The organism is Haloarcula sp. CBA1129, assembly GCF_008729015.1.
GTDB lineage: Archaea > Halobacteriota > Halobacteria > Halobacteriales > Haloarculaceae > Haloarcula.
Genome location: NZ_RKSM01000001.1, coordinates 286,084 through 305,108, shown reverse-complemented (window position 1 = coordinate 305,108; position 19,025 = coordinate 286,084). Strand labels below are relative to the sequence as shown.

General features: G+C 62.8%; 18 protein-coding genes. 11 read left to right on the top strand and 7 right to left on the bottom strand.

Annotated features, from left to right (window positions below; translation table 11 throughout):
• Positions 1–83: 83 nt before the first annotated feature.
• The 4 genes from Har1129_RS01495 (at position 84) to Har1129_RS01480 (ending at position 2,900) form a co-directional block, all read left to right on the top strand.
• Positions 84–920 (top strand): HTR-like protein, encoded by an 837-nt coding sequence (locus Har1129_RS01495; RefSeq protein WP_151099043.1) that lies wholly within the window; start codon positions 84–86, stop codon positions 918–920.
• Positions 921–1,043: 123 nt separating this feature from the next.
• Entirely contained in the window at positions 1,044–1,916 is an 873-nt protein-coding gene (locus tag Har1129_RS01490; RefSeq protein WP_151099042.1) for a hypothetical protein, read from the top strand.
• Positions 1,909–2,544 carry a hypothetical protein gene (locus Har1129_RS01485; protein WP_151099041.1) on the top strand — a complete coding sequence of 212 codons (636 nt, stop codon included), beginning with the start codon at positions 1,909–1,911 and terminating at the stop codon, positions 2,542–2,544. Before Har1129_RS01490 ends, Har1129_RS01485 begins: the two co-directional genes overlap by 8 nt.
• Before the next feature lie 32 nt (positions 2,545–2,576).
• Positions 2,577–2,900 carry a transcription factor S gene (locus Har1129_RS01480; protein ID WP_151099040.1) on the top strand — a complete coding sequence of 108 codons (324 nt, stop codon included), beginning with the start codon at positions 2,577–2,579 and terminating at the stop codon, positions 2,898–2,900.
• On the opposite strand, the gene Har1129_RS01475 is transcribed toward Har1129_RS01480, so the two are convergent.
• A complete protein-coding gene (locus tag Har1129_RS01475) occupies positions 2,897–3,676 on the bottom strand; it encodes a winged helix-turn-helix domain-containing protein (protein ID WP_151102062.1) in 780 nt (259 codons plus the stop codon). The two genes, Har1129_RS01480 and Har1129_RS01475, sit on opposite strands and share 4 nt — an antisense overlap.
• Before the next feature lie 306 nt (positions 3,677–3,982).
• On the opposite strand from Har1129_RS01475, the gene Har1129_RS01470 reads away from it, so the two are divergent.
• Positions 3,983–4,810 carry a hypothetical protein gene (locus Har1129_RS01470; protein ID WP_151099039.1) on the top strand — a complete coding sequence of 276 codons (828 nt, stop codon included), beginning with the start codon at positions 3,983–3,985 and terminating at the stop codon, positions 4,808–4,810.
• A gap of 78 nt (positions 4,811–4,888) precedes the next feature.
• Here the strand turns inward: Har1129_RS01470 and Har1129_RS01465 are convergent, their stop codons facing one another.
• Positions 4,889–5,161, bottom strand: coding sequence for a hypothetical protein (locus Har1129_RS01465; protein WP_151099038.1), 273 nt, complete (start codon positions 5,159–5,161; stop codon positions 4,889–4,891).
• Positions 5,162–5,337: 176 nt separating this feature from the next.
• Here Har1129_RS01465 and Har1129_RS01460 point away from each other — a divergent pair, with 176 nt between their 5' ends.
• The 3 genes from Har1129_RS01460 (at position 5,338) to Har1129_RS01450 (ending at position 8,097) form a co-directional block, all read left to right on the top strand.
• The gene (locus tag Har1129_RS01460) at positions 5,338–6,648 is read left to right on the top strand and encodes a phosphoribosylamine--glycine ligase (protein ID WP_151099037.1); all 1,311 of its coding nucleotides are present in this window, start codon (positions 5,338–5,340) and stop codon (positions 6,646–6,648) included.
• Positions 6,649–6,737: 89 nt separating this feature from the next.
• Positions 6,738–6,989, top strand: a complete 252-nt coding sequence (locus Har1129_RS01455; protein ID WP_151099036.1) for a hypothetical protein — start codon at positions 6,738–6,740, stop codon at positions 6,987–6,989.
• Between the two features lie 106 nt (positions 6,990–7,095).
• Positions 7,096–8,097, top strand: coding sequence for a DUF368 domain-containing protein (locus Har1129_RS01450; protein ID WP_151099035.1), 1,002 nt, complete (start codon positions 7,096–7,098; stop codon positions 8,095–8,097).
• A 6-nt stretch (positions 8,098–8,103) separates the two neighbouring features.
• Here the strand turns inward: Har1129_RS01450 and Har1129_RS01445 are convergent, their stop codons facing one another.
• Together Har1129_RS01445 and Har1129_RS01440 are read right to left on the bottom strand one after the other, a co-directional pair.
• Entirely contained in the window at positions 8,104–9,207 is a 1,104-nt protein-coding gene (locus tag Har1129_RS01445) for an NADH:flavin oxidoreductase/NADH oxidase (protein WP_151099034.1), read from the bottom strand.
• A 102-nt stretch (positions 9,208–9,309) separates the two neighbouring features.
• Positions 9,310–10,275, bottom strand: a complete 966-nt coding sequence (locus Har1129_RS01440) for a beta-ribofuranosylaminobenzene 5'-phosphate synthase family protein (protein ID WP_151099033.1) — start codon at positions 10,273–10,275, stop codon at positions 9,310–9,312.
• A gap of 120 nt (positions 10,276–10,395) precedes the next feature.
• On the opposite strand from Har1129_RS01440, the gene ilvD reads away from it, so the two are divergent.
• Positions 10,396–12,123, top strand: a complete 1,728-nt coding sequence (gene ilvD / locus Har1129_RS01435) for a dihydroxy-acid dehydratase (protein WP_151099032.1) — start codon at positions 10,396–10,398, stop codon at positions 12,121–12,123.
• 98 nt (positions 12,124–12,221) lie between these two features.
• Here the strand turns inward: ilvD and Har1129_RS01430 are convergent, their stop codons facing one another.
• Positions 12,222–12,464, bottom strand: coding sequence for a hypothetical protein (locus Har1129_RS01430; RefSeq protein WP_151099031.1), 243 nt, complete (start codon positions 12,462–12,464; stop codon positions 12,222–12,224).
• A 324-nt stretch (positions 12,465–12,788) separates the two neighbouring features.
• Here Har1129_RS01430 and Har1129_RS01425 point away from each other — a divergent pair, with 324 nt between their 5' ends.
• Positions 12,789–14,141, top strand: coding sequence for a hybrid sensor histidine kinase/response regulator (locus Har1129_RS01425; RefSeq protein ID WP_151099030.1), 1,353 nt, complete (start codon positions 12,789–12,791; stop codon positions 14,139–14,141).
• Here Har1129_RS01425 and Har1129_RS01420 read toward each other — a convergent pair.
• A complete protein-coding gene (locus Har1129_RS01420; protein WP_064288442.1) occupies positions 14,138–14,857 on the bottom strand; it encodes a metal-dependent hydrolase in 720 nt (239 codons plus the stop codon). The two genes, Har1129_RS01425 and Har1129_RS01420, sit on opposite strands and share 4 nt — an antisense overlap.
• Before the next feature lie 253 nt (positions 14,858–15,110).
• Between Har1129_RS01420 and Har1129_RS01415 the strand changes: the two genes are divergently transcribed.
• On the top strand, positions 15,111–16,325 hold the full coding sequence (locus tag Har1129_RS01415; RefSeq protein ID WP_151099029.1) for an ABC transporter substrate-binding protein: 1,215 nt from the start codon (positions 15,111–15,113) through the stop codon (positions 16,323–16,325).
• On the opposite strand, the gene Har1129_RS01410 is transcribed toward Har1129_RS01415, so the two are convergent.
• A complete protein-coding gene (locus Har1129_RS01410) occupies positions 16,322–18,898 on the bottom strand; it encodes a heavy metal translocating P-type ATPase (protein ID WP_151099028.1) in 2,577 nt (858 codons plus the stop codon). The two genes, Har1129_RS01415 and Har1129_RS01410, sit on opposite strands and share 4 nt — an antisense overlap.
• Positions 18,899–19,025: the final 127 nt, after the last annotated feature.

Sequence of the window (19,025 nt, the reverse complement as noted above, 5' to 3'; positions counted from 1 at the left end):
GCCTCGGGGCGCGCTGTCACCCCGCTGCTCACAACCGTCGAGACAGGCCAAGCGTTTAAGCGACCGCGTAGGTAGGTGAACGTATGGATCGAATCCCGTTCGGGATCCGCCAGCTCGACTCCATCATCAACGGTGGGGCACCCGCCGGGAGCGTCGTCCTGCTCTCCGGCGAGGCCGGCGCTGGCTCCCGGGAGTTCATGCATACGAGCGCACTCATTAACGGGCTCGAACAGGTAGACGGGGAGCTGCACGACCTCTACTACGGCGACCGCTCGGCCGACGCCGTCGCCCCGGAGGAAGTTCACTACATCTCTTTCACCACAAACGAGTCCCAACTGGTCAGTGAGATGCGGCTGGCGATGGACGACGATGTGGTCGACAAAGGGAGTCAGGCAGTCGAGTTCCACGACCTCTCGGAGCGGTACTTCCACATCAGTCCGGTGCCGCGAGACTGGTACGCCAGCGAAACCGCGTCGATAACCGACCTCCGGGCGCGCCACGAACGGGAGGACCTGCTTGGCACGCTCGGCATGGTGCTGAACGAGGTGGCGACGGGCAACCTCGTCGTCATCGACTCGCTGTCTGACCTCGTCAGCGCGACGGACGAGGAAGTCAGCTGGTCGGACATCAGCTCGCTCGTCCAAGGGATCCAGAAGGCAGCCCACCAGTGGGGTGGCCTCATCCTCTTACACGTCAACCCAGAGACGCTGTCGTCGGTGCAGCACGGACAACTCGTCGACGCATCCCACGGCACAATGGAGTTCGCGTGGGAATCCGGCGGTTCCACCCGGGCCCGGACTCTCGTCGTCCAACAGTTCCGGGGCGTCCTCTCACAGATCGAAGACGAGGACATCGTCCAGTTCGAAACGGAACTGGGCGATGCCGGCTTCGATATCAGCGACGTGCGCAAGATTCGGTAGCGATAGTCAGCAAGCCAACTGTCGACAGAAAACAACGAGCGGCGTGCTGACGGTTTGCTCCCGGTCTCGGTATCTGAAATCGGCGACAAACCCTTATCAGTCTTGTTCGTCAAGGGTGTCGTAATGTCCTCCGAGTCGACTGATGAGGGGGGAGTGTACGTCGAGCTATCTGCGGATCTAGACGAGTGGCTGACCGAGCAGGCCGAGACGCTCGGCGTCCCTCGCGACGCCGTCATGGAGCAACTGCTGGCCGCATACATGACAGCGGCCGATGCAGACGATGAGATGGACGACCTCCTCCAGCCGTCGGCGGACGAACTGGATGCTGTCGTCGCCGCGACCGTGGACGAGAAGCTGAACGGCTCAGTCGAAGCGGCGACCGAGAGCGCTGTGAGTTCCCAGATTCCCGATATCGTCGACACGGTGGAACGCCAGCTCGCCGACCGGTTCGATGCGCTCGAAGCGGATTTTCAGACAAAAATCGAAGACGTTCGCGAGCGCGTCGTGCAGGTCAAACGGGAGGCCGACGCGAAAGCGCCAGCCGACCACAGCCACGAGGAGTTCGACCGCATCGATGCACTCTCACAGGAGATTGAACAGATAGAGGCGGAGCTCGAAGCGCTTCGGGGAGATGTGACCGACTCACTCGAAACAGAAGACGAGCGACTCGCCGACATCGGTAACCGGCTCGACGATGTCGAAGACAAACTCACCCGCGTCGCTTGGGTCGTCAGCGACCTCCGCGACGATCAGGGTGGCCGGGACCAGAACCAGAAAGCGGTCGACCGGCTGAAACGCGCCGCGGCACAGGAGAACATCTCGACAGCCCGGTGCTCGAACTGTGACGAGCAGGTCGAAATCGGGCTACTGACCGAGCCACAGTGTCCACACTGCAATACGACGGTGTCGGACGTGCGGCCCGAGGGCGGCATTATCCGCTCGAAGGCGCGGCTGGTGGCCGCAGCACAGCTTGAACCGGGCGAGACCAATGAGTGACGACGAGCGAGACCCCTTCGAAGAGCTTGACCCCGGCGACGACCGCGAGGGCGACCCGTTCGAGCGCCTCGATTCGGGGCCTGACGACACGGACGACTCGACAGACACACGCCAGCCACCCGACGCCGGTGGGCCGGGTAGTGAATCGAGCGACGAATCAGCCGCCGATGCGTCCGAGACGGGACCCGGTACAACCGATGCTGACGACCTACTCTCGGCCGTCGATACGGAGGAGTTCCGTTCGGATTCGGCGACTGAATCTGGCAGTCCCCTTTCCGGATCATCTCCTGACCCGGACGACCCCTTCTCAGGGATGGACGACCGCGGCGAGGACCCCTTCGGGAGCGGTGAGAGCGCGTTCGAGCGGGTCGACGTCGACCACATCGACGCGGATAAGGTGTGGGCGGAAATCGCTGCGGACGACGATAGCGAGACTACGCCAGAGAGCCGCTACGCGGAGGTGTCGAAACACCGCTACTGCGAGCAGTGTGAACACTTCTCTGCACCGCCGAACGCACACTGCACGAACGAGGGGACCGAAATCATGGAGTTTCTCGACATGGAGACAGTCCGGCTGCTGGACTGTCCGGTCGTCGCCGAGCAACACGAAATCGAGGACGAGCAGTAACGGCTTTTTGTTTCGGTGTCCGACGGGCGTGTATGCAGTTTTGCGACGACTGTGGCTCGATGATGCACGCTGACGGTGACGAGATGGTCTGTCAGTCCTGTGGGACGCGAGTTACCAAAGACGAGGACCGCGCGGCTGAGTTCGTCAGCACGGCCGAACAGAGCGGCGACGAACTGATAGAGACCGAGGAAGGCTCGAATTTCGAGGGGAAGCCCACAGCTGACGACGTGACCTGTGAGGAATGCGGGCACGGGAAAGCGTGGTACACCATCAAACAGACCGGGTCAGCCGACGAACCGCCGACGCGGTTCTTCAAGTGCCAAGAGTGTGGTCACCGGTGGCGTGAGTACAACTAAAGCAACGAATCCAGAATCCGGAGTTCTTCTTCCTCAGATATCTTGTCGGAGTCCATACACGCATGAACGACCTTGTGGACGAGTTCAGGGTCCTGAAACGGCTGTGGCGAGCCGCCGCCGTCGGTGACGGTTTCCACCTGCCCTTCGAGTTCGGCCAGTTGTGCGGAAAGGTCCTCGACAGTCGACTGGAACGTAGTCAGTGTGGTGTTCACCTCGCCGGCCGCTGTCTCGATCTCGGCTGGCGAGCGGTCGCCGTCGTCGGGCGCAGTATCGGATGCTGACACCCGACCGTCGGCTTCGTCGGGGGCATCTGTTGACTCCGGTGGCGGAGTCTCGGATGCTTGGGTTTCAGTCTCGTCCGAGGGCGTCGCTGACCCGGTCTCTTGGTCACTGAAGACGGCGTTTGCGAACGCTTCACGGTTCGTCCAGTCGAACCCGTCGATGCCGTTGACGCGGTTGCTCACCGTTGAAGCGGTGACGCCGAGCTTCTCCGCGAGGTCTCGCTGGGACGCGGTGGGGTGTTGCTGAATCGTCTGGAGCGTCTCACGTTCTGTCGACGAGAGGTCTTCGGGGGCCGGGTACGACTGTGACTCCGTCGACGGGTCACTCTGCGACTGGTCGGTTGGGTCCGTCTCGTCGGTCTCAGCTGGGTCGCCGTGTTCTTCGAGTACCCGTTCGACCAGCTCCGCTGTTGCGCTCGGCACTTCAGCCGCAAGCTCCGCGATGGACGCCTCGGGGTTTTCAGCCGCTACATCGAGTATTTGCTTGTGACGCATCGATTTAGGGGCCGTTCGGCCCTTCGTTGATTTGCTCATTACTGTCACCTCATAGGGAAGGTATCACCGCTCAATCCCCCAACCTGATACACATTTGACTGGAACTAACGGAATTGTCAAAAGCTTTTGGTTAGCCACAAACATTAATTATGATGTTATTTAATCTGACATCCCCTGAGCTGTCAGTGACACATGCTACTCAGAGCGCGGAGACAGCGCTATTCTAGGCCAGCGGGGAACCGAGTCGGTCAAAACAGCGTCCGACCCTTCTGAAAGCATTTATCCAGAGCAGGGCAACCCGAAGCCATGTACCGCCGCCGCGTTCTGGCACTCTGTGGACTGGCCATCACCGGTGCGGGCTGTCAAGGAGAGACTGCTGACTCCGAGACAGTGACACCGGTCCCATCACCTGCCGTCAGCGAAACCGACACGGAGTCGCCGCCCAGTGTGACAGTCACCGACGCCGTGGTAACGCCGGGCGTCGTGATTCCCGGCACGGACTCTATCAGTGTTGAACCGACAGCCGGTCAGTTCCTCGTGCTCACAACGACTAGCAAGGGCTCGGGAGTAGACCGGGCCGCGTTCTCGCTCAGATTCGACGGGTCGACGTACAGCCCCGAGACGTTCAGAAACGGTCTGTATCGTGACGGCGAATGGGGCCGACAGTTCACCGAGACCGGTGGGCCGCTGGTCTTCGACCTCCCGGAAACCGGCTCAGCCAGCGACGCCCGACTGTCTTGGCCCGGCAGCGAGTGGACGCCGCCGGAGGCCGTTCAGAACAGACTCGAAGCCCCGCTCCCTTCGTTCGACATCACGCTTGACGGACCGGAGCGCGTCACTGAGCCCGCTATGCCGACGCTTGAGATAACGGTCACGAACACGGGCGACACCGCTGGTCGGTATGTCATCGCGCTCAATCGAACCGGTCCACGCGTCGCCTACGCCCCCGCCGGCCGGTTTGACGGCGAACTGCAGCCGGGAGAAACAGAGAGTATTACACTCGATGCCAAGAGCCCCTACGTCGACGATACGGAACCGCGCGAAGTCACGTATCACCTTCGGGCCCCGGACGATCACAACGACGCGACACACCGAATCAAGCCGGTCGATGAGGGAACCGCGACCGAATCGTAGGCACCCGCCGCGTTCGAGACCAGTCTGTGCGTATCGAGAAGTCACCAGACGGCCACGCGCTGGCGCAGGAACGACACCTCAGACCCCTTCGAGGTCGGACCGGTACTCGTTGATCTGGTCGTCGGCGTCTTCGATGGCTCCAGTCACGTCTTCGGCGTCGCCGCTACTGAGGTCGTTGAGCGCCGATTGGATGCGCGCAAGTCGGCCGTGGTCCGGGCCGCGTTCGTCGGTCGCGAGGGTGCCGAGCTGGTCGGCGAGTTCGGCGAGGCGGTCACTCGCCTCGTCGCTGTCAGTGTCTTCGGCCGCCGACTCGAGCAGTTCACTCGCGGACGCGAGTTCGTCGCGTGTCATACGTGGCAATTTACGGATGGGGACTAAAACGGTTCGGCTTACGGGAGCAGGTTTATTTACAGAACCCAGCGGGTATCAGGCAGGGATGACAGTCCTGTTTCCCATCGTCGCGATAGCAATGCCCTGCGGTCGGCAGGACGGGCAACGTTTACCCCGTACCCGCTTGCAGATGTACCATGGCAAACTTTCTCTTCTGTTCGCTTGACGCAGCACTCATCGGCGATATTGCTTGGCAAGTCGCCAAAGAAGGCCACGACGTTCGATACTATATAGAGGCCGACAGCGATCAGGAGATCGCCGACGGATTCGTCCCGAAAACCGACGACTGGCGCGGGGACCTCGATTGGACCGATGTCGTCATCTTCGACGATATCTGGGTCGGCAGCGATATCGGTACCGGCGAGATTGCACAGCAACTCCGAGCCGACGGCCACGCCGTCGTTGGCGGGACACCCAACACGGACACGCTCGAAGAGGACCGCGGCTACGCCATGGAGGTCCTCGAAGACCACGGTGTCAACACTATCGAGCATCACGTCTTCGAGGACTTCGACGCCGGCATCCAGCACGTCCAATCGAATCCGGCTCCGTACGTCATCAAACCGCTCGGAGAAGTCCAGAACGTCAAGCGACTCCTCTACGTCGGCAACGAGGACGACGGCAGCGACATCGTCGACGTCCTTCGCGCCTACAAGAAAGCGTGGGGGCACCGCATGAAGGGCTTCCAACTGCAGCGGAAAGTCGAGGGTGTCGAAATCGCCGTCTGTGGGTTCTTCAACGGCGAATCGTTCGTCGAGCCGATCAACTTCAACTTCGAGCACAAGAAACTGTTCCCGGGCAACATCGGGCCCTCGACCGGCGAGATGGGGACCTCGATGTTCTGGGCCGGACGGAACGAACTGTTCACGGAGACACTCGGCAAGGTGGAAGACTGGCTTGCCGACGAGGGCTACGTCGGCAGCATCGACATCAACTGTATCGTCAACGACAGCGGTATCTATCCGTTAGAGTTCACACCGCGATTTGGGTATCCCACAATCACGCTGCAAGAGGAGTCCTTCGAATCCGGAACGGGGCAGTTCTTCCTCGACCTAGCGAACGGACGTGATCCCGGCCTTGCGGTCCACGGTGGGTATCAGATCGCGGTCCGAGTCGTCCTCCCGCCGTTCCCGTTCGACGACGCGGAGACCTACGACGAGAACTCCCGCAACGCTGCGGTCGTCTTCCAGTCCGACAGCCGCGAGGGCATCCACATCGAGGACGCAAAGCGGGTCGAAGGGCAGTGGCGGGTTGCCGGCGAGAGCGGGATGCCACTGGTCGTGACGGGCAAAGGCGAAACGATGCAGGCGGCGCGGGAGCAGGCCTACGAGCGTATCGATGACATTCTCATCCCTAATCTGTACTACCGCGACGACATCGGCGAGCGTTGGGTCGACGGTGATGGGGATCGTTTGCAGGCGTGGGGCTATCTCGGCCCGGCTACGTAACGACGTAGTGCCTGACCCATCAACCACATCTCTTTGGCACGCGCCGAACGGGGACCTTTACGTGTGTAACACGTACTCATGGCTGACGAATGGACGCACAAACTGAACGGTCGCCGCTACACGTCTCGCATACCGACCACGACGACGGCTGGACGGTCGCCGTCGACCTCGACTCGCTCCATGTCAGCGACGACCACGTGACAGTCGACGTTATCGGAACGGAGGCCATCGTCGCCGTTGACGCCCCGCACCTCCAGACGGAGTTCGACATCGACCTGCCCGCCGCCGGCGCGGTCCAGACACTCCGGAACGGCGTGCTCACGCTATCGCAGCGGAGCTAGCGCGTTCGCAGACTGTTTATTCAGTTGCGGCTTTGCATATGTGACAATCCCACAACACGATGTAACTCCACAAGGGATTTGAGCGTGATACCGGAAGCGTTCAGTGATGACCACCTTTGACGACCGGGACCCACCAACGATTCGGGGCTCGGTGCCACCGCTTCGTGCGTGGATTCGAACGTTTCTCATCGGCCTCTGTATGGGCAGTGCGGACGGCGTCCCCGGCGTCTCCGGGGGTACGATTGCGCTTATCGCTGGGATATACGAGCGGCTCATCGCCGCCATCACTGCCGTCACGCCGGCCCGCATCATCCGGTTTTTCCGTGCACTCACCCCGCTGGATGGCGGCATTGACCCCCGTGGCGCGTTCACGGAACTACTCGAACTCGACATCTGGTTCCTCATCGCGTTGGTCGGCGGTGTCGCAACCGCCGTCGTCATCGTGACTCGAATCGTCACTATCGCCAGCAAAGAGACGCCGGAACTCCTCTTTGGGTTCTTCTTCGGACTCATCGCCGCCTCGGCGCTGGTGTTACTGCGCAGTCTCACGGTCGACTCACCGGTCCAGATCGGGACCGGGGTCGTCGGCTTCCTGCTCGCGTTCTACGTCTCCGGTGTGTCGAACACCGCGGCTGACGGCGGTGGTCTCGTGCTCGTCTTCATCGCCGGCATGATCGGTGTCAGTGCAATGATTCTGCCCGGCATTTCGGGGTCACTGTTACTCATCATCCTCGGCCAGTACGACAGGATGTCGGCGGCACTCACCGAATTCGTGGACGCGCTCATCGCGCTTGCCACCGGCGGCCCAACCGAAGACGTGACCACCACTGCCGTGCCGGTCGTAACCTTCATTCTCGGCGGGCTGGTCGGCCTGTTCACCATCGCCCGCGTTGTCCGCCGCGCGCTCGACTACAACCGCCGGGCGACACTGGCCTTCCTCGTCGCGCTGGTCGTCGGCGCACTGCGCGCGCCAGTCGTCGAAGTCCGGAAAGAGGTCGGCTTCTCGACCGACGTGCTCATCGCGTTTGTCGCTGCCGCCACTGTCGGCGCGGTCGTTCTCCTCGCGCTCGACTGGTACGCCGTCGACCTCGACCTCGACAAGATCTGAGGAGGGTCAGAATCCCCATGCGCGGCGGTACTGTGGTGGCCCCTCGATTTCGTCGGTCGCATCGAGATCTCTCGCGGCAGTCATCGTGAAGTACGGATCCCGCAGGTGTTCGCGGCCGACAATAGCCATGTCGGCCCGGTCGTTGGCGATGACGGCTTCGGCCTGTTCGGGCGTCGTGATGCCGCCGACAGCGCCGACGGCGATGTCCGACTCAGTCTCCTCTCGAATCCGCTCGGCGTACCGGAGCTGGTAGTTCGGGCCGGCGTAGCCGGGGCTGGACTCGGGATGGATGCCGCCGCCGCTCACGTCGATGAGGTCCACGCCGATGTCAGCGAGTTGGTCCGACAGTCGGACAGAGTCGTCGACGGTCCATGCGTCGCGGTCGGGGAGCCAGTCGGTCGCCGAAATACGGACGAACACCGGCTTGTCCTCGGGCCAGACCTCGCGGACAGCGGTCGTGATTTCACGGACCAGCCGCGTGCGCCCCTCGAAATCGCCGCCGTAGCCGTCCTCGCGGTGGTTCGTCACTGGCGAGAGGAACTGATGCAAGAGGTAGCCGTGGGCGGCGTGGACCTCGGCGACCTCGAAACCGGCGTCCAGCGCGCGCTCGGCGGCGGCGCGGAACGAATCGATAACGTCCTCGATGCCGTTCTGATCGAGCGCCGCTGTCGGTGGGGCCTCGTCGCCTTCGTACGGCCACGGGTCGTCACTGGGTCCGACGACCTCCCAGCCGCCGTCGTCGGGCTGGAGCGGGTCGTGCCCATCCCACGGTCGTTCAATGGAAGCCTTCCGCCCGGCGTGGGCCAACTGGATGGCCGGCACGCTCCCCTGTTCGGTGATGAACTCCGTAATCGGTTCCAGCGCCGCTGCGTGCTCGTCGCTCCAGATGCCCAAGTCCTCCGGGGAGATGCGACCGCGAGCTTCGACGGCGGTCGCCTCGGTCATGACTAAGCCTGCGCCGCCAACGGCACGAGAGCCCAGATGCGTGCGGTGCCAGTCAGTTGCGAGGCCGTCGCGGGCCTCACAAGAGTACTGGCACATGGGAGAGACCATGACGCGATTTGGGACAGTTGTCTCGCGGAGTTCCAGCGATGAGAACAGTGCAGTCATCGGCGTGGGTTCGCCGCCGAGACGGATAACCACAATGGCGGCTGCAAGAGTCGTCGTTAGTGCCGGCGACTCGCATCAGGTCACCCTGTCGTTCCGCTTCGCCTATTCGGTCAGTGAGGCCCCGGTGTTCCGTGGCGTGACGACCCGAACCGTCCCCTCGACGCCGGCCTCGTCGAGCGCCATTACGCCGGCTTCGTGGGCCTCCCCTCCGTAGTCTGCCGTCGTCAGGCCCCAGACGGTCGGCCCCCAAGAACTCTGTCCGGCCCCGGAGATGACCGGGGCGCTCGACAGAGAGTCGACAAGCGTGCCGGCCGGCGGCCGGTAGACGCCGCCCTGTTCGTCGGCGTACCACGCGCCGTTGAGTCGGCCCAGCCGCGCCGCGGCGTGGCCGAAGTCGCTATGATTTCTGGTCGCAATTGCGGGAAGGAGTCGCCGGGTCAGTAGCGTCGATATCTCGTCGGCGATACCGGGGTCAGCACGTTCGACGGCCTGCCGCATACTCTGGTCCTCCGCGCTCCCGCTCTGTCCGGGGTCGGTGTCCGGAACGACGACGACGAAGCGCCAGTGCGCGGGCACGTCGTGATGGGCAAGCACCGGCGGCACGTCCCAGTCGCCCTCGGCCGGCGGCTCGGCGGTGAACCGCTCGGTCGGGTGTCCACCGTCGACAATGAACCCGCCCGTTTCGAACGCAGCGACACCGACGCCGCTCCGGCCGCCCCGTCCCAACTCCGGCGCGTACGTCCGGGCATCAGCAGTCCGGTCGTAGGCCCGTACGACGGCGATGAGGGTCGCCAGCGAGAGCTGTGTTCCGCTTCCGAGGCCGACGTGTCGCGGGAACCGCTCCTCGACAGTGACAGCCGCGCCGGGGACATCGAGCGCCTCGACGACACGCCGGACGTACGGTTCTGTCGCCGGGTCGTCGCACCGGATCGTGTCGGCCCGCGTCGCCTCGACGGTCAGCTGCGGCTCGTCGAGCGCGAGCCCGACGCCGCCATAGAGGCGCTCGTGGGCGAGCGAGAGGTTCTGAAACCCGAAGTGGAGTCGCGCGGCGGTCGTGACCGTCGGCATACGGCGGCGGAAGTCCCCGACAGAAAAGAAGCTGCTGTCACCGGTGGGTTTCGCCGCGCTCCACGTGGGACGTTACCGCGAGTACAAGTTATTTAAGGTCGCTCACGGCGACGCTCAACTATGAGCAAGCAGGAACGGCAAGAACGTCCGGAGAAGGACCCGGATCTCCGGAGTACCGAAGTGACCGAGGGATACGAGAAAGCTCCCCACCGTGCGATGTTCCGCGCGATGGGCTACGACGACGAGGACCTCTCCTCGCCGATGATCGGCATCGCGAACCCAGCCGCCGACATCACGCCGTGTAACGTCCACTTAGACGACGTGGCTGACGCCGCCTACGAGGGTATCGACGACACGGAAGGAATGCCGATAGAGTTCGGGACAATCACAATCTCCGACGCCATCTCGATGGGGACCGAGGGGATGAAGGCGTCGCTCATCTCCCGGGAAATAATCGCCGACTCGGTCGAACTCGTCACCTTCGGCGAGCGCATGGACGGCATCGTCACCATCGGCGGCTGTGACAAGAACATGCCCGGCATGATGATGGCCGCCATCCGGACGGACCTGCCCAGCGTCTTCCTCTACGGCGGTTCCATCATGCCCGGCGAGCACGACGGCCGCGAGGTCACCATCCAGAACGTCTTCGAGGGCGTCGGCGCGGTCGCCGACGGCGAGATGAGCGAAGGCGAACTCGACGAGATGGAACGCCACGCCTGCCCCGGTGCGGGCTCCTGTGGCGGGATGTTCACCGCGAACACGATGGCCTCCATCTCCGAGGCGCTCGGCTTCGCACCGCTGGGGTCGGCCTCCCCACCGGCCGAACACGAATCCCGCTACGAGGAGGCCCGCCGAGCCGGCGAACTCGCCGTCGAGGTGGTGCAAGAGCGCCGCCGTCCCTCCGACTTCCTCACCCGCGAATCCTTCGAGAACGCCATCGCCCTGCAGGTCGCAGTCGGTGGCTCGACGAACGCTGTCCTCCATCTGCTCGCGCTCGCAGCGGAGGCCGGTATCGACCTCGACATCGAGACGTTCAACGAGATAAGCGCCCGGACGCCCAAAATCGCCGACCTCCAGCCCGGCGGCGAGCGGGTGATGAACGACCTCCACGAGGTCGGCGGCGTCCCAGTCGTGCTGCGGGCGCTGAACGACGCCGGCCTGCTCCATGGTGACGCGCTCACGGTCACGGGCAACACGATTGCAGAGGAACTCGAACAGATCGATCCGCCAACGGTCGAGGACCTCGATGTGGACTATCTCAACACGGTCGAGGACCCGATCCACGAGCGCGGCGCGATCCGCATCCTCTCGGGCAACCTCGCGCCCGACGGCGCGGTCATCAAGATCACCGGCGAGGACCACCTCCATCACGAGGGCCCCGTCCGAGTGTTCGAGCAGGAGGAAGGAGCTATGGAGTACGTGCAGGAAGGCCACGTCGAATCCGGCGACGTGATCTGTATTCGCAACGAGGGCCCTCAGGGCGGTCCCGGTATGCGCGAGATGCTGGGCGTGACATCGGCCGTCGCCGGGCAGGGCCACGCCGAGGACGTGGCGCTGTTCACCGACGGTCGCTTCTCCGGTGCGACCCGTGGCTTCTCGATTGGTCACGTCGCACCAGAGGCATTCGTCGGCGGCCCCATCGCCGCTCTTGCGGACGGCGACACCGTCACCATCGACATCGACAACCACGAACTCTCGGTCGATCTGAGCGAGGACGAGATGGAGCAACGCCTCGCGGACTACGACCCCGAACCGACGTACGACAGCGGCGTACTTGCGAAGTACCACAACGATTTCGGCTCTGCCGCCAACGGTGCCGTGACGAACCCCGGCGCGAAGTGGGACTGAGAACCCGAAATTCGCTTGCGGAGGCAGTGGAGCAACGGACACGCCGGTCAAAATCAGGTCGCCGTCAGAAACGACCACGTCGGCGTGGTGGCACGGGCTCAGCCCCGCGTGACTGTGATGAGACCTTGCTTGAGCGCCGCTTCGAACCGCTCGTCCAGTGTCATCTGGTCCCAGCCGTCCGGCTGGTTCTCCGCGGCGATTTCAGAGAGGGACTCGACCAGTGACCTGTGAAGGAACCGACCGTTCTCGCCGCACTCGCTGCAGGTCCTGATGATCGACCGAACCTCGAAGTTCCGCTCGACGGCGTCCTGACATCGGGCGCACACGTACGTTTCGGACACACCTGACCATACGCTGTCCGGATACTCGGATGTTGTGAATCCTTTCACCTGTCCATCATGATTGGGCGTCGGCTGCATCTTGGACACCTTTGTTATCGAATACCATTGCACAGTTCGCTAGTTGGGAGACGGCCACCGAAATATGAGAGGGTCCTGTAGCGGCCAGACAGCCCAGTTAACCGAAGATACAGAAGACGACCGGTTCCGTCGGATAGCAGTGTCAAGTCTCGGCCGTAGAGGATCGTCCCGCTGTTGTGTCCTGTTCTATTTTAATCATGACTGCTAAACCTATTTACAACCCCGAGACAAATTGTGGGCGTGTTGATGTCCCCGCCGACCGCCCTCCTCGTCGCTACCGAGACTGCTGTCGGAGAGCAGTTACAAGCGGCGCTTGAACAGGCAGCAATCGACGCAACGGTTGAGACGACTGCGCCCGAATGCGTCGATACGACACTGCTACGTACTGCGGTTGACTGCCTCGTCGTCCCGGTGACGTGTGGAGGGATGGCGGGCGGACATCTGGCGGAGGCGGCCACCGGTCTCTACCCGGACCTCCCAGTGGTACTGTACGGCACCGCGGCGGACCGAGGAGCCCACATTCAGACGGTCGCCGACGGCGATATCGGGTCGCCGGAACTGGCAGCCGAAGTCGGGGAAGCACTAAACCGAAGTGAGACGGTTGCTGCCCGTCCGGCTTCCCGGCCGGAGACGATTCTCGCCACGATGTTCGAACGGTACTCCGAACACCTGTACGTGAAAGACGATGATAGGCATTACGTGCTGCTCAATAATTCATCGTATGTGCCCCCAGAACTACTCGGTCGGCGAGACGAAGACGGGCTCCCTGCTGGGGCCACGTATCTGGATGCAGCACGCGGCGACGACCTACAGGTCATCAACGACGGGACCGACATCCTCGATGTCCACGAGTTCTCCCCGTCGATGGGGAAACACCTCCGAACGTCGAAGGTCCCGTGGTACGACGAAACCGATGAGCTGGCCGGTCTCATCGGCATTACGCAGGATGTCACCGACCAGAAGGAGCGCGAGCGCCTCCTCAGGCAACAGAACGAACGCCTCCGGAAGGTGGCGTTGCTGGCCGCACACGAACTCCGAAACGAACTCCAAGTGTCGACCGGCCATCTCTCGCAGATCGAGGCCGACGACGAACATATCGACGCCGTCGAGGATTCTATCGACCAGCTTTCCGGTATCGTCGACAAGGTCGTCTCGCTGGCGTCAAGCGACTCGCCGGGGTTCGAACCCGAACAGCTGTGGCTCTCGACGGTCGTCTGGGACGTGTGGAGTTCGCTGTCGCTCGAAGCCGCATCGCTCGAAGTGACGTCCGATAGGCGACTGCTGGCGGACGCGGAATCGATGCGCCTGTTTCTCGAGATTCTGCTCTCGAACGCCGTCGAACACGGCGGTCCCGACGTTTCGATTTGCGTCGGCGCCACGTCTTCGGGATTCTTCGTCGCAGACGATGGACCGGGCGTCGATGTCTCGCCACCGGAGCGGGTGTTCGAAGCAGGGTACGCATCAGAGAAACAAAACAGCGGGTTCGGCCTCTACATCGCCAACCGGATCGCAAAAGAACACGGCTGGTCGCTGTCCGTTGATGACAGCGAAGACGGTGGCGCGCGGTTCACCGTGACCGACGTGGAACGCCCGGATTAGAGCTCGAAGGTCTCGTCGCCGTCGAGGACGTGGACCTCCGCATCGCTGCCGGTGCCTTTGACCTCGTTCACGAAGTCCTGTGTCTCGATTTCGATTGGTGGGAACGTATCGTAGTGCATCGGGAACGCGTGGTCGACATCCAGCCAGTCGACGGCAACGGCGGCCTGCATCGGTCCCATCGTGAAGTGGTCGCCGACCGGCACCGCCGCGGCGTCCGGTTCGAGGAACGGCCCGATGACATCGCGCATCTCCGTCATGAGACCGGTGTCGCCGGCGTGGTAGAACGTCGTCGACTCCGCGTCGCTGACCTGCGTCGGCTTCGTGTCCGAGATGATGAACCCGCCCGGCATCCCGCCGCTGGTACCGTAGCTGGTGTCCATGCCGTTCGTGTGGTCGGCTCGGTGCATCGTGACGAAGGCGTCGCCGATCTCGACGGTGCCGCCGAGGTTCATCCCCATCCCGCCGACGGCGTCGAAATCGCCGAAGTTGTCCTCGCAGTACTCGACGATTTCCGGCGTCGCCACGAGCCCGCAGCCCTCGTAGCGGTCCACGTCGCCGATGTGATCGGCGTGGCCGTGGGTCAACAGCACGTAGTCTGGGTCGAGTTCCTCCGGGTCGGTGTCCGTCTTGGGGTTGTCGAAGAACGGATCAATAAGCAACTCGGTGTCGTCAACTGTCACGTGCCACGTCGAATGACCGTACCATGTAAGTTCCATATCGGGTGCACGCTACTCCCGGGACCTACTTAATAGTACACCGCGGCATCGCTGCATAGGTGCTGACTGGGTGCTTCGTTCTCTACAGACATGGAGCGGCCGCAGTCACAACGTCCCAACAAATTGATTCGAAATCTCTTTCAAACCAGTAAATATGTCTATAGTTGCGCGTTGCTGGCATTCGGACCGCTTCAGACGGACGCGTGGCTGCTGGAACCGAAGACGTTTTATAATTTTTAGGCAAGCCTAAAATATGTCGAACAGATCCAGCGAGGAGTCGGCGCTGACACGACGCGAGTACGTCGCCTACGGCGGCACGGTCATCGGTGGCGGATTGCTGGCCGGGTGTACGGGAAGCAGTGGCTCAGACTCAGCAGAATCGGAGACAACTACGGGTACGGCCTCGTCGACGGAGACGGAGTCAACACCGACGGATTCGACGGCCGCTGACGAACCGACCGCGGACAAGTCCTACAGCGTCACTATCGAACCGGCGGGGGAGGTGACCTTCGACGCAGTGCCCCAGACGTGGGTCGCGGAAAACGCCAGTTGGGCGGACATGGGCATCGCGCTGGGTTTGGCAAGTCCCAAGGCTGTCGTTCTCACCGGGGAATACCGCACGTGGCACTACGAGGACGTACCGGGGCTCTCGCCGGCGAAAGACGACATGGTATCCCTCTGGCAGGACGGTATCTCGAAGGAACTGGTGCTCGAACTCGACGCAGACGTTCACTTCATCGACCCCAACTACATGGTGAACCTGATTCCGGACTGGGACCAGTCCGACGTCGAAGAGATGCACGACCGCGTCGGCCCATTCTGTGGCAACACCAGTTTCTCGACGTACTCCTGGCACGAGAGCTATCCGTACTACAGCCTGTACGAAGCGACGGAAAAAGTCGCAGCGGTGTTCCAGCGTCAGGACCGGTTTCAGGCACTCTCGACCCTTCACGATGAGTTCCTCGACCAGATTCAGGACCGACTGCCTGCTGCAGACCAGCGCCCGGATATCGCGCTGCTGTCACCAGGGTCGACGGAGCCGGAGAAGTTCTATCCCTATCGGCTCGGCGAGCGGACGGCATACAAGCACTGGCACGACTTGGGGGTTGGCGACGCCCTCGCCGGGAGCGACATCCAGAGCTTCACCTCCGACCGCGGGACCATCGATTACGAACTGTTGCTGGAGATAGACCCCGAGGTACTGATGCTGTACACTGACACGCACCGGACACCGTCGTCGTTCGAGGAGACATATCTCTCATTTCTCAGAAACCACGATACGGCAAGCCAGCTGACCGCCGTACAGAACGGTAATGTCTATCCGGCCGGAGGGATGTATCAAGGGCCGATTATCAACCTCTCAAAGACCGAGCGGGCCGCGAAGCAGTTGTTCCCGACGGAGTTCGACCGGGGCGAAACACTGTACGACCGCCAGCGACTCGCCGACATCCGGGCCGGCGATATCTAGTCGCCGCTGTTCGGCCGAATCCGCGAAAGCCGCATCGCGTTGCCGGTCACGGCCGTTGTCATACCGGCATCACCGGCCAGCACGGCGGCCCAGATGGGGACGAGGCCGAACGGAACGCCGAGCGCGAGGCCGGCCTTGACCGCCAGACTGGCCCAGATGTTCTGCCGGATAACTCCGTTGGCGTCGTTCGCCAGCTCGTACAGGTACGGGAGCTTCGACAGGTCGTCACTCATCAGCGCAATGTCGGCCGTTTCGAGGGCCGTATCCGTGCCGGCGGCTCCCATTGCGACGCCCACAGTTGCACTCGCCAGTGCCGGCGCGTCGTTGATACCGTCTCCGACCATTGCAACACCATCGTACTCGCCGACGAGGTCGTCGATGGCCGCCACCTTCTCGTCGGGCAGGAGTTCTGCCTTGTAGTCGTCGACGCCGACTTGCGCCGCGATGGCTCCCGCAGTGCGCTTGTTGTCGCCAGTGAGCATCACTGTCCGTTCGACGCCCAGTTCTCGGAGTCGGGACACGGTAGCTTTCGCCTCCGGCCGTACCTCGTCGGCGACGGCGATGACCCCTTCTATCTCCTCGTCAGTGCCCACGATGACGACCGTCTTGCCTTCGGCCTGAAGTTCGGGGACGGCGTCTTCCAGCAAGTCCAGACAGTTGGTGCGCTCACAGAGTTGCTGGGTCGTTTTGGTGACAACACCGCCGTCAGTAGTCGCGTGGACGTGCGAGAGGTCGAAGCCGAGGTCGTCGAACAGCCCCGGTTTGCCGGCGTAGTGGGGCGTCCCGTCGAGGTCCGCCCGGACGCCCTTGCCGGTGATGCTCTCGAAGTCGTCGATGTCCGCCCTCCCGGCACCAGCAGCCCCCGCCTCGGCGACGATAGCCTCACCGATGGGGTGTTCGCTGCGCTGTTCAAGTCCGCGGGCGCACTGCAGGACCTCGTCCTCGGTGTTCCCGTTCAGCGGAATCACGTCGGTGACCGTGAGTTCGCCCTTCGTCAGCGTGCCCGTCTTGTCGAAGGCGACCACGTCGACCGCACCCATCGCTTCGAGGTGGTTCCCGCCCTTGATCAGGACGCCGTTCTTTGCGGCGCTCGTGATGCCCGAGACGACGGAGACGGGCGTCGAGATGACGAACGCGCAGGGACAGGCAAGCACCAGCAGCGTCAGGCCGTACACGACAGCGGTCGACCATGCCACGCCGAACACGGCAGGACTCGTCAGCGTCACCAGAACGGCGAAGGCGACGACGACCGGCGTGTAGTACGACGAAAAGCGCTCGACGAACTGCTCGCGTTCGGTCTTGTTCGACTGGGCGTCCTCGACCATCTGGACGATGCGCGAGAGGGTGTTGTCGCTGGCCGCCGCGGTGACTCGTACCTCAAGGTATCCCTCCTCGTTGATGGTGCCCGCGTACACCTCGTCACCTTCGGTCTTGTCGACGGGGACGCTCTCGCCGGTGATCGGAGCCTGATTGACCGCGCTGGTCCCGTCGGTGACCTCGCCGTCCATCGGAATCTTCTCGCCGGGCCTGATGACGACAGTTTCGTCCACGCGCACGTCGTCGGCGGGGACCGTTACCTCCTCGCCGTCGCGCACAACCGTTGCTTCGTCGGGCGAGAGATCCATCAGTTCCTCCAGTGAGTTTCGGGCGCGGTCCATCGAGTAGCGTTCTAGCAACTCCGCGACGCTGAACAGGAACGCCAGCGTGGACGCCTCGAAATACAGCGCCTCGCCAAAGGCCAGACTCGCGGTGAGCGCGCCCAAGATGGCGATAGACATCAGCAGGTCGATGTCCAGTTGCCGGTTTTTCAGGGAGTAGTAGCCGCCACGCAGGATTTCCTGACCACCGGTGGCCACAGCGACGAGGAACAAGACATCGGCGACGTGCAGCGGCGACCCGAGAACACGTCCGGCCTGCGTGTTCGCACCGCGCAGCAAGAACTCGAAGAGGAGGCCAAATGCGACGAACACGCCGCTGACCCACGTCTTCAGCGCCCGCGGACTGGTCCAAAGCGAGCCGTTGTCGTCCTGCTGTCCGTTCGTTGTCTCGTTCTCCCCAGTCGTCTCTTCGACCTCGTAACCGGCGCTCTCGATAGCCGCCACGAGGTCACTCTCCGTCGTCGTGTTCTGGTCGTACGCGACGACAGCCGTCCCGGTGGTCGGATGCGTTTCGGCGCTTCTGATGCCGTCAACTCCGTCAAGCGCGTTCTCGACCTTGCCGGCACAGGAGGCACAGTCCATCTCCGGGACACGAAACCGCAACGTCTCCCCGCCGTCGTCCGCAACGGTGTAGCCCGCCGCTTCGACGCGCTCCGTAATCGCAACTGTGTCGGTCTCGGCCGCGTCGTACTCGACGGTGAGCCGGCCCGTCGTCACCTGCGGGTCGATGGCCACAATACCTGCCAGTTCGCGGACGCTCGACTCCACTTTGCCCGCACAGGAGGGGCAGTCCATTTCCGGGACGGACAGCTGTACGACCCGTCTCGTCTGTCCCTCAGCCGTTGCTGTCGGGGGACCGTCGGCACCCGCGTCGCCACACCCACTGCCATCCGAACAGCTGTCGGACTCCGTCATTACCGGTACTAGACGACCCTATCTTATTAATCCAGCTGCTAAAATAGGGGCATTTAGTGGGAGTTATTAATAAAATATCTGCACCTATTTATTAATATAGCCGGTGTCGACTCGGCAGTTGGCTATG